This is a genomic window from Promicromonospora sp. NPDC059942 (assembly GCF_042731755.1).
Lineage (GTDB): Bacteria > Actinomycetota > Actinomycetes > Actinomycetales > Cellulomonadaceae > Promicromonospora.
This window is the reverse complement of record NZ_JBHWLR010000004.1, coordinates 416,843-426,319: the sequence shown is the minus strand read 5'-3', so window position 1 is coordinate 426,319 and position 9,477 is coordinate 416,843. Positions and strand designations below refer to the sequence as shown.

At 73.5% G+C, this 9,477-nt stretch carries 8 protein-coding genes; 1 reads left to right on the top strand and 7 read right to left on the bottom strand.

Annotated features, from left to right (window positions below; all coding sequences use genetic code 11):
• Window positions 1-117: 117 nt before the first annotated feature.
• The 7 genes from ACFV9Q_RS09170 to ACFV9Q_RS09140 all read right to left on the bottom strand — a co-directional run bounded on the left by ACFV9Q_RS09170 (window position 118) and on the right by ACFV9Q_RS09140 (window position 7,464).
• Window positions 118-1,611 (bottom strand): aldehyde dehydrogenase family protein, encoded by a 1,494-nt coding sequence (locus ACFV9Q_RS09170; RefSeq protein WP_377234147.1) that lies wholly within the window; start codon window positions 1,609-1,611, stop codon window positions 118-120.
• A gap of 25 nt (window positions 1,612-1,636) precedes the next feature.
• Entirely contained in the window at window positions 1,637-2,638 is a 1,002-nt protein-coding gene (locus tag ACFV9Q_RS09165; protein ID WP_377234146.1) for a proline racemase family protein, read from the bottom strand.
• Between the two features lie 71 nt (window positions 2,639-2,709).
• Window positions 2,710-3,645, bottom strand: coding sequence for a dihydrodipicolinate synthase family protein (locus tag ACFV9Q_RS09160; RefSeq protein WP_377234145.1), 936 nt, complete (start codon window positions 3,643-3,645; stop codon window positions 2,710-2,712).
• Window positions 3,642-5,108, bottom strand: a complete 1,467-nt coding sequence (locus tag ACFV9Q_RS09155) for an FAD-dependent oxidoreductase (protein WP_377234144.1) — start codon at window positions 5,106-5,108, stop codon at window positions 3,642-3,644. The genes ACFV9Q_RS09160 and ACFV9Q_RS09155 overlap by 4 nt, the downstream gene beginning before the upstream one ends.
• Window positions 5,105-5,479: a (2Fe-2S)-binding protein gene (locus ACFV9Q_RS09150; protein ID WP_377234143.1), complete on the bottom strand. Its 375-nt coding sequence runs from the start codon at window positions 5,477-5,479 to the stop codon at window positions 5,105-5,107. The genes ACFV9Q_RS09155 and ACFV9Q_RS09150 overlap by 4 nt, the downstream gene beginning before the upstream one ends.
• Window positions 5,476-6,693: an NAD(P)/FAD-dependent oxidoreductase gene (locus ACFV9Q_RS09145; protein WP_377234142.1), complete on the bottom strand. Its 1,218-nt coding sequence runs from the start codon at window positions 6,691-6,693 to the stop codon at window positions 5,476-5,478. Before ACFV9Q_RS09145 ends, ACFV9Q_RS09150 begins: the two co-directional genes overlap by 4 nt.
• A gap of 90 nt (window positions 6,694-6,783) precedes the next feature.
• Complete coding sequence (locus ACFV9Q_RS09140; protein WP_377231611.1) at window positions 6,784-7,464, bottom strand: GntR family transcriptional regulator; 681 nt, start codon at window positions 7,462-7,464, stop codon at window positions 6,784-6,786.
• A 318-nt stretch (window positions 7,465-7,782) separates the two neighbouring features.
• Here ACFV9Q_RS09140 and ACFV9Q_RS09135 point away from each other — a divergent pair, with 318 nt between their 5' ends.
• The gene (locus ACFV9Q_RS09135; protein WP_377234141.1) at window positions 7,783-9,477 is read left to right on the top strand and encodes an ABC transporter substrate-binding protein; all 1,695 of its coding nucleotides are present in this window, start codon (window positions 7,783-7,785) and stop codon (window positions 9,475-9,477) included.

Genomic DNA, 9,477 nt, shown 5'->3' with positions numbered 1-9,477 from the left:
GCCGCCCTCCCTGAGGTCGAAACGTCCCTTTGCCAACCTCGATGCAAGCTGCCGACCGGACGAGACCGGCTCAGCAAACTGCCGACCGCCCAGGCCGCGCTCAGCAGGCTGCCGCCGTCACCACTCCGCCGACGCGCCCCGCGGCGACACCGTGCGGGGCACGTCCCACGGGTTGTCGTCGCGCAGCGGCGCGGGCAGCAGGTCCTGCGGGGCGTCCTGGTAGGTGACGCCGCGCAGGAACCGGCCGATCGCGGCGGTGCCGACCGACGTGCCGTCCGTCGTCGTCGCGGGCGACGGGCCGCCGTGCTGCATCGCGGGGGTCACCGCCACACCCGTGGGCCAGCCGCCGAGCAGCACCCGCCCGGCATGCCGCCCCAGCGCCGCCACGAGCGCGCCCTGCTCCGCGCCGGTCTCCCCCGCGCCCAGGTGCAGGGTCAGCGTGAGGTTGCCGGGGAACAGCTCGCCGACGACGGCGGCCAGGTCGGTCCCGGCCGGGTACTCCACGATCACCGAGAACGGCCCGAACACCTCGTCGAGCAGCGCGTCCCCGGCGGCCCGGAGCACGTCCAGCGGCGCCGCGACGAACGTCGGCGTCACCCAGGCCTGCCCGTCGTCGTCCCGCCGGAAGTCGCCGGCGCGCACCACGCGCACCCCGTCCACGGCCAGTGCCTGGCCGACGCGCCGCTCGTAGCCGTCGGCGATCGACGGGTTGAGCAGCCGGTGCTCGGGGACGTCGGCCGCGGCGGCGACCACGGCGTCGTCGTACGCCGTGCCTGCCGGGACGAGCAGGAAGCCCGGCTTGGTGCAGAGCTGGCCGGCCGAGCCGGAGACGCTCGCGACGAACCCGGCGAGCAGCGCGTCCGCGCGCTCGTCCAGGGCTGCCTGCGAGACCAGCACCGGGTTGACGCTGCCGAGCTCGCCGAAGAACGGGATCGGCTCGGGCCGCGCGGCGGCCCGGGCGGCCAGGAGCTGCCCCACGTGCTGCGACCCGGTGAAGGCCGCAGCCTTCACGGCCGGGTGCTCCAGCAGGGCCACCCCGGCGTCCTGGTCGGTGACGAGCTGGAGCGTGCCCTCCGGCAGCCCGGCCTCGACGAGCGCGCCGGCCACGAGCGTCGCCACCCGCGCCGACAGCCACGGATGCCCCGGGTGCGCCTTGACGATCACCGGGCACCCTGCCGCGAGCGCCGCTGCGGTGTCGCCGCCCGCCACGGAGAACGCGAAGGGGAAGTTGCTGGCCGCGAAGTTGACCACGGGGCCGACGGGCCACAGGGCGCGGCGCAGGTCGGGGCGGGGGCCGAGCACGAAGTCGGGGTCGGCCTCGTCGATGCGGACGTCGAGGTAGGCGCCGTCCTCCACGACGTGCGCGAACAGGCGCAGCTGCACCTGCGTGCGCCTGAGCTCGCCGCGCAGCCGCGCCTCGGCGAGGCCGGTCTCCACGTGGGCGGTGGCGACGAGCTCGTCGGCGTGGTCGCCGAGGGCTGCGGCGGCGCGGCGCAGGCCGGCGGCGCGGGTCGCGGGCGTGGCCCGGGACAGCCCGGCGAAGGCCTCGGCGGCCCGGCGGGCCACGTCGTCGACGGTGCGGTCAAGGTCGGACGCCGCGGTGGCGGTCATGGGGCTCCTCATCGAAGAAAGCGGGTCAGAACACGAAACCCGTGGGGAACGGGTCGCTCGGGTCGAGCAGGTAGTTGGCGGTGCCCGTGACCCAGGCACGGCCGGTGATGGTGGGCAGGACGGCGGGCAGGCCCGCGACGGTCGTCTCCCCCACCAGGCGGCCGACGAACCGGCTGCCGATGAACGACTCGTTGACGAAGTCGGTGTCCAGGGCCAGCTCACCGCGGGCCCAGAGCTCCGCCATGCGGGCGGACGTGCCGGTGCCGCACGGCGACCGGTCGAACCACCCCGGGTAGATCGCCATGGCGTGGCGGGAGAGCCGGGCGTCCGAGCCGGGGGCGATGAGCTCGACGTGGTGGCAGCCCTCGACGCCGTCGAGCTCGGGGTGCTTGGGCATCGCGGTCTCGTTGATGGCGTCCATGATCGCGAGCCCGGCGGCGAGGAGGTCCTGCTGGCGGTCGCGGTCGAACGGCAGCTTGAGGTCGTCGAGGTCGACCAGGGCGTAGAAGTTGCCGCCGAACGCCATGGAGTAGGGCACGGTGCCGTAGCCCGGCACCTCGACCTCCTGGTCGAGGGCGGTGACGAAGCTGGGCACGTTCTCGATGGTCACGGCGTCGGCGTGGCCGTCGCTGACGGCGACCTTCGCGACGACGAGCCCGGCGGGCGTGTCGAGCCGGATCTCCGTGACCGGCTCGACCACGTCCACCATGCCCGTCTCGACCAGCACCGTGGCCACGCCGATGGTGCCGTGGCCGCACATCGGCAGGCACCCGGACACCTCGATGTAGACGACGCCCCAGTCGCAGTCGGACCGCGTGGGCGGCTGCAGGATGGCGCCGCTCATCGCGCCGTGCCCCCGCGGCTCGTCCATCAGGAAGTGCCGCAGCTCGTCCATGTGCTCCATGAAGTACAGCCGCTTGTCGTTCATCGTGGCGCCGGGAATGGGCCCCACGCCGCCGGTCACGACGCGCGTCGGCATGCCCTCCGTGTGCGAGTCGACGGCGGTGATGGTCCTGCTAGAACGCATGCTTCCTCCTTCTCGTTGAGTGCTGGACATCTGCGCTGTCGAATCCTTTCGATCGCGCAAATAGCCAGCACTCAGCGGGGGGTGCGGGGGGTGCGGGAGGCGATGTGGGTGAGCGCCGCCTCCGTCGCCTTGCGGACCTGTGCCTCGTGCTCCGCCGACAGCGGGCCGCGCGGCGGACGGGTGGGCCCACCGTAGCTCTGCCCGGCCAGGTCGATCGAGTACTTGATGGCCTGGACGAACTCGGTGCGCGAGTCCCAGCGGAAGACCGGCACGAGGTGGCGGTACAGCTCGCGGGCCTCGTCGATCTTCCCCTCGGTGACCAGGGTGTAGATCTCCACGGCCTCGCGCGGGAACGCGTTCGGGTACCCGGCGAACCAGCCGACGGCGCCCGCGACGAGCGACTCGAACAGCAGGTCGTCGGCGCCCGCGATGACGTCGAGGTCGGGGGCGAGCTCCTTGATCTCCAGCACGCGCCGCACGTCGCCCGAGAACTCCTTGACGGCCACGACGTTCTCGAGCTGGGCCAGCTCGGCCAGGATGCTCGGCGTGAGGTCGACCTTGGTGTCGATCGGGTTGTTGTAGATCATGATCGGCAGGCCCACCTCGTTGACGGCGGCGTAGTGCGCGATCACCTCGGCGCGGTTGGCGCGGTAGATCGTGGGCGGCAGCAGCAGGACGCCGTCGGCCCCGTCCTCGGCGGCGAGCTCGGCCCAGTGCTTGGCCTGGTGCGAGCCCACGCCGTGCACGCCGGCGACGACCAGGCCGCGGCCGTCCACCGCCTTGACGGCGGTCTGGATCACCTTGCGGCGCTCGTCGTCGGTCAGCGAGGAGTACTCGCCGAGCGAGCCGTTCGGACCGACGCCGCGGCAGCCGTTCTCGATCAGGAAGTCGCAGTGCGCGGCGAACTTCTCGTAGTCGACGGCCAGCCCGGCCGGCGCGGACTCGTCGGGCGTGAAGGCGAGGGTGGTGGCGACGATGACGCCGCCGAGGTCGAATCGCTGGTTCATGTCAGGTCTCCTGTGGTTGCGATGCTGTGGGAAGTAGCGGTGGGAAGTGAAGTAGAAGGGGAAGGCAGCGCGGCCAGGTCGCCGAGCCGCACGGGCACCACGAGCGGACGGCGGTCGACGCCGGGCGCGCCGTCCGACCCGTCGCCGTCGAGCAGCTCCTGGAGCGTGCGGCCGCACATGCGCGCCTGGCACGGGCCGAGCCCGGCGCGGCTGGTCAGCTTCACCGAGCGGGTCTCGTGCGACCCGGTCAGCTCGACGACCTCGCGCACGCGGCCGTAGGTGGTCTCCTCGCAGCGGCAGACGACGGTGTCGTCGCGCAGCCAGCGCACCCACCCGCCGCGGATGCCGTGGGCGGCCTCGATCCGGGCGGCGAAGCCGCGGGCGCTGTCCCGGGCCCGGACGGCACGGCCGGCGGTCCCGGACAGGAGGTCGCCCCCGGCGGCAGCCGTGCCCGCGACGGCGCCCTCGGCCAGGGCCGCGTCGGCCCCGCCGATCCCGGTGATCTCACCGGCGGCCCACACACCCGGCACGGACGTGGCCTGCGCGTCGTCCACGACCACGAACCGGCTCGGCGCGAGGGCGCACCCGGCGGCGACCGCCAGCTCCAGGCGCGGCGTGAACCCGTGGCTCACGGCGACGGCGTCGGCCTCGACCTGGCGTTCCGTCCCTGGCACGGGCGCCCAGCGGGCGTCGAGCCGGGCGATCGTCACGGCCTCGACCTGGCCGTCGCCGTGCGCGGCGACCACAGCCTCGCCGGGGCGCCACGGGACGCGGTGGCGCACGAGCTCACCGACGTATCCGGCCAGCTCACCGGCCTTGCCGACGGCGCCGACCAGCTCCCACGGACGGTCCAGCCAGCCACGGGCGAGCGACCCGGTCCGGCTCGCCTCGTGCACGCCGAGCACGGTGGCACCGGTCCGCAGCAGCGACGAGGCGACGGGCAGCAGGAATGGTCCGGCCCCGGCGACGACGACGCGGCGCCCGACGGCGACCCGCTCCCCCTTCGCCAGCGCCTGCGCCGCCCCCGCCGAGTAGACGCCGGGGAGCTGCCAGCCGGGGAACGGGAGGGTCCGGTCGTGGGCGCCGGTCGCGAGCACGAGGGCGTCCGGCTCGAACGTGTGTGCCTCGCGCCCTGCGGCGTCGGGCTCGCCGACGAGCACGTTCAGGCGGACGCCGGCGTCGAGCTGCTCCAGCGACCACACCTGCGCCGTCGGGACCACCGTGACCGCGGGGTGCGCCCGCAGGGCGTCGGCCAGCGCGCGGTACGTGTCCCACTTGTGGTGCAGCAGGTGCTCGCGCCCGGCCGGACGTTCGGCGGGCAGGTGCCGCCAGTACTGGCCGCCGAGCACGTCGGCCGCGTCGAGCACCGTGACCCGCGCCCCGGCGTCGGCGGCGGCGCGCGCGGCCGCGAGGCCTGCCGGACCCGCGCCCACGACGACGACGTGCCGCTCCTGCCCGCTCATCGGGTCACCTCCGGTCCGTCGTGCTCGTCCAACCGCCCGACACCAGGCCCGCCGCCGGGCTCGCCGAACGGCTCACCCTGCCGCGCCACGACGTCGCCGTCCTGCGCGCGGCGCAGGCAGGCCCGTACGTCGCGCAGGCCGTTGACCTCCACGACGCAGTCGAAGCACACGCCGATGCCGCAGAACACGCCGCGCGGTGCGCCGCTCTGGCCGGTCGAGCGCCACTGGCGCCGTCCGGCGCCCAGCAGGACGCCCGCGATGGTCTGCCCGGCCGTGCCGGTGACGGGCTCGCCGTCGACCCAGATCGTCAGGGGCCGGTCGGGACCCGGCAGCACCGGGTCGGCGGCGGCCGGGATACGGCTCGACGTCATGGTCGTGCTCCCTCGTGGGCGGCGTTCTCCGACACCGGGGTGGGGCGCAGGGCCTGGAGCGTGGGGCGGTCCGCCGCGTACGGGCGCGGGTCCACGGCGGGCTCCGTCCCCAGCAGGCCTGCGGCGATCAGGTCCCCGGTCGCGGGCGCCAGGCCGACGCCCGCGCCCTCGTGACCGGTCGCGAACCACAGGCCGGGCAGCGCCGGGTCGGCGCCGATCACGGGCAGGTGGTCCGGCATGTACGGGCGGAAGCCCAGGTAGGAGCGCATCACGTTGGTCTCGGCGAGGAACGGGAAGACCGTCACGGCGCGCCGCGCCATCTGGGCGAGCACCTCGGCGCGGAAGCGCTCGTCGAACCCCACCTGCTCCCGGCTCGACCCGATCAGCACGGTCCCGCCGCGCGTCGACTCGATGACGGCCGACGTCTGCAGCTCCTCCCCCGCGGACTGGGTGGCAGCGAAGTAGTCGCCGTCGTACACCTTGTGGTGGATGCGCTGCGCCATGGGCGTGGTCACGAGCACGGTCCCGCGGCGCGGCCGCACCGGGACCCACGAGCCGAGCCGCTCCGCGACGTCCGCCGACCACGGCCCGGCCGCGACGACCACGGCTCCGGCGGCGACGTCGCCCTGGGTGGTCGCGACGCCGGTCAGGCGCCCGTCGGCCCCCAGCAGCGGCCCGGTCACCTCGACCCCCGTGCGGACGACGGCGCCGGCCCGGCGCGCGGACGCCAGCAGCGCCTCGGCGGCGACGACCGGCTGCACCTGCGCGTCCTGCGGGTAGTGGATCGCGCCCAGGACGCCGGGCGCGAGGTCGGGCTCGAGCTCGCGGGCCTGGTCGCCGGTCACCTCGACAGCCTCGACGTCCGCGGCCCTCTGCCCCGCGGCGAACTCGCGCAGCCCGGCCAGACCGCCGTCCGAGGCCACGACGACCACGCCACCCTTGGCGTCGTGCTCGACCGACGGGAACCGCGGGCCGAGCTCGTCGGCCAGCTCCCCGGCGAGCGCCGTCCACCGGCGCAGCGACTCCTGGGCGAGCACCAGCTCCGGTCCCGGGCCCTTGTCCGAGACCAGCAGGTTGCCCTCGCCGTGCGCGCTGGTGCCGGCGGCCGCGGCCCCGCGGTCGAGCACCACGACGCTCGCTCCGGCCAGAGCCAGGGAGCGCGCGCACGCGGCGCCCACGATCCCGGCGCCGACGATCACCACGTCCGCTGCCACGTCCACCCCCTCCGTCGCTCCGTCGTCCTGCACTGTTCCTGCCCTGCTGTGTCTGCCCTGCTCTGCCGGCCCGATGCCGGGCCGTCCTGCTCAGTCCTCCGGCTTGCCCGCCCACGTGCCCAGCGAGTGCCCGATGTGCCGTTCCATCAGCGCCTTGGCGCCGGGGCCGTCGCCGGCCGCGAGCAGGTCGAGCAGCTCGTGGTGCTCCTGGGCGGAGGCGGCCAGCGTGCCGCCCGCGACCATCGTCGAGAGCCCGAGCAGCCGCGCGCGGTCCCGCAGGTCCGCCACGATCTCGCCGGCCACCGGGTTGCCCAGCAGGCCCATGAGCCGCAGGTGGAACGCCTGGTCCGCCTGGAGGTACGCGATGAGGTCGCCCGTGCGCGCACCCTCGACGATCTCGTCGGCGAGCGCCCGGAACTCCCCGAGCTGCCCCACGGGGAACGACTTGGCGAGCCGCTCCATCCACACGGGCTCGATCACGAGCCGGACGGCGGCGACGTGCCGCAGCGTCTGGTCGCTCACGCGCGTGACGCGGAAGCCCTTGTTGCGCACGGCCTCCAGGAAGCCGCGCCGCTCGAGGTCCAGCACGGCCTCGCGCACCGGCGTCGCGGACACGTCGAAGCGCGCGGCCAGCGTGGGCACGGAGACCAGCTCGCCGGGCTCCAGCTCGCCCGCGACGATCGCCGCCACGAGGGCGCGGTGAACCTGCTCGCGCAGGCTCGCGACCGGTGGTAGACGACGGACCGACGGGGTCGGTGAAACTGAGCTCATGGTGCTCTCCAGGGGTGTCAGGCTTCGACAGTAGAATATTACACACGACAGGAAACCGTCGTCAATGCCGCCAGAGGGTACCTGAGCGAGGGCCCGCTCGCCGGACTTTCGCCCGCCAAAACTGGCGTCATCCCGCCGAAACGCGACGTTTACAATCACCCCATCGACATCCCTGTAGGGTCTCAGTAACATATCACGCATCACATATCGAAGGCCTGGCCGCGTCGACGACGACCGCGGCTGCGCCGGGGCCGTACCGCAGACCACCCGACGCACCCGCGTCACTGATCGAAGGGCCACATCGTGAAGTTCCATCGGATGACGACAGCAGCCGTCGCGGTAGCCGCGACGCTCGCGCTCGCCGCGTGCGGCGGCGGCAGCCAGGACGCCTCCTCCTCGGGCGGCGGCGGCTTCGGGGCCGAGCCCGCCGAGGGTGGCACCGTGCAGGTGCTGCAGAACGCCGACTTCTCCTACCTCGACCCGGCGCGCGGCTGGGACGGTGGCGTGAACAACTTCTACCGGCTGGTCTACCGCCAGCTCACGACGTCCGCGCCGGGCTCGGCGGACGACCCGACCGCGATCGTCCCGGACCTGGCGGAGTCCCTCGGCGAGGTGTCCGACGACGGTCTGACCTGGACGTACACGCTCAAGGACGGGCTGAAGTTCGACAACGGCGACCCGATCACCTCGGCAGAGGTCAAGTTCGGCGTCTCCCGGGCCTGGGACCCGGAGCTCGGTATCGGCTCCCCGTACCTCAAGCAGGTCATCGACGCCCCCGAGGACTACGAGGGCCCGTACAAGACGGGTGACCTGCCGACGATCGAGACGCCGGACGAGAAGACGATCGTCTTCCACCTGAAGAAGCCGTTCCCCGAGTTCGACGCCGTCGTCTCCCAGGTCAACGCGACCCCGTTCCCCGAGGGCAGCGGCGCCGGCGACGAGTTCATCCACCAGATCGTCGCGTCCGGGCCGTACAAGCTGGCCGAGTACGTGCCGGGCAGCACCATCAAGCTCGAGCGCAACGAGAACTGGGACGCCGCGACCGACGACGTGCGCGCCGCCAAGCCGGACGGCTGGGAGTTCACCATCGGCCTGGACCCGGCCACCATCGACGAGCGCCTCATCGCCGGGCAGGGCGCGGACGTCAACGCGATCGCCGGCAACATCCAGCCGGCCACGCTCCCCCGCCTCCAGACGCCGCAGCTGCAGGAGCGCGTGCTGCAGTTCGACGGCATCTGCACCACCTACATGGGCCTGAACACCACCAAGGCGCCGCTCGACGACGTCCGGGTGCGCCAGGCGATCAGCTACGCCGTCGACCGCAGCTCCATCGTGAACGCGAGCGGCGGCACGCAGCTCGGTGCCCCGTCCACGACGATCATCCCGCCGGCGGTCGCCGGTCACAAGGACTTCGACCTGTACCCGTCGGCGGACAGCACCGGCGACGTCGAGGCCGCCAAGAAGCTGCTCGACGAGGCCGGCCTGTCCGACGGGTTCACCCTGACCCTCGACATCCGCTCGCAGGAGTCGATGCAGGCCCAGGCCGAGTCGATCCAGCAGTCGCTCGAGCGCATCGGCATCACGGTCAAGCTGAACCTGATCGACACGTCCACCTACTACGAGACCATCGGCACCCCGTCGCAGCAGCACGACGCCGCGATCACCGGCTGGTGCCCGGACTGGGCGTCGTCGGCGGCCACCTTCATCCCGCCGCTGTTCGACGGCCGCAACATCTACGAGAAGGGCAACAACAACCTCGCCCAGCTCGACGACGAGGACGTCAACGCACGGATCGACGAGATCGGGGCCATGACCGACATCGCCGCGGCGAACGAGCAGTGGGGCGACCTCGACGAGCAGATCATCGAGCTCGCGCCGATCGTCCCGCTCATGGTCGCCAAGACGGTGCTGCTCCCGGGTGAGAACGTCACCGGGCTGTACTCCTCGGCGAACGCCGCGAGCGGCGGCATCGACTACGTCGGTGTCGGCCTCAAGGACCCCGAGAAGGGCTGA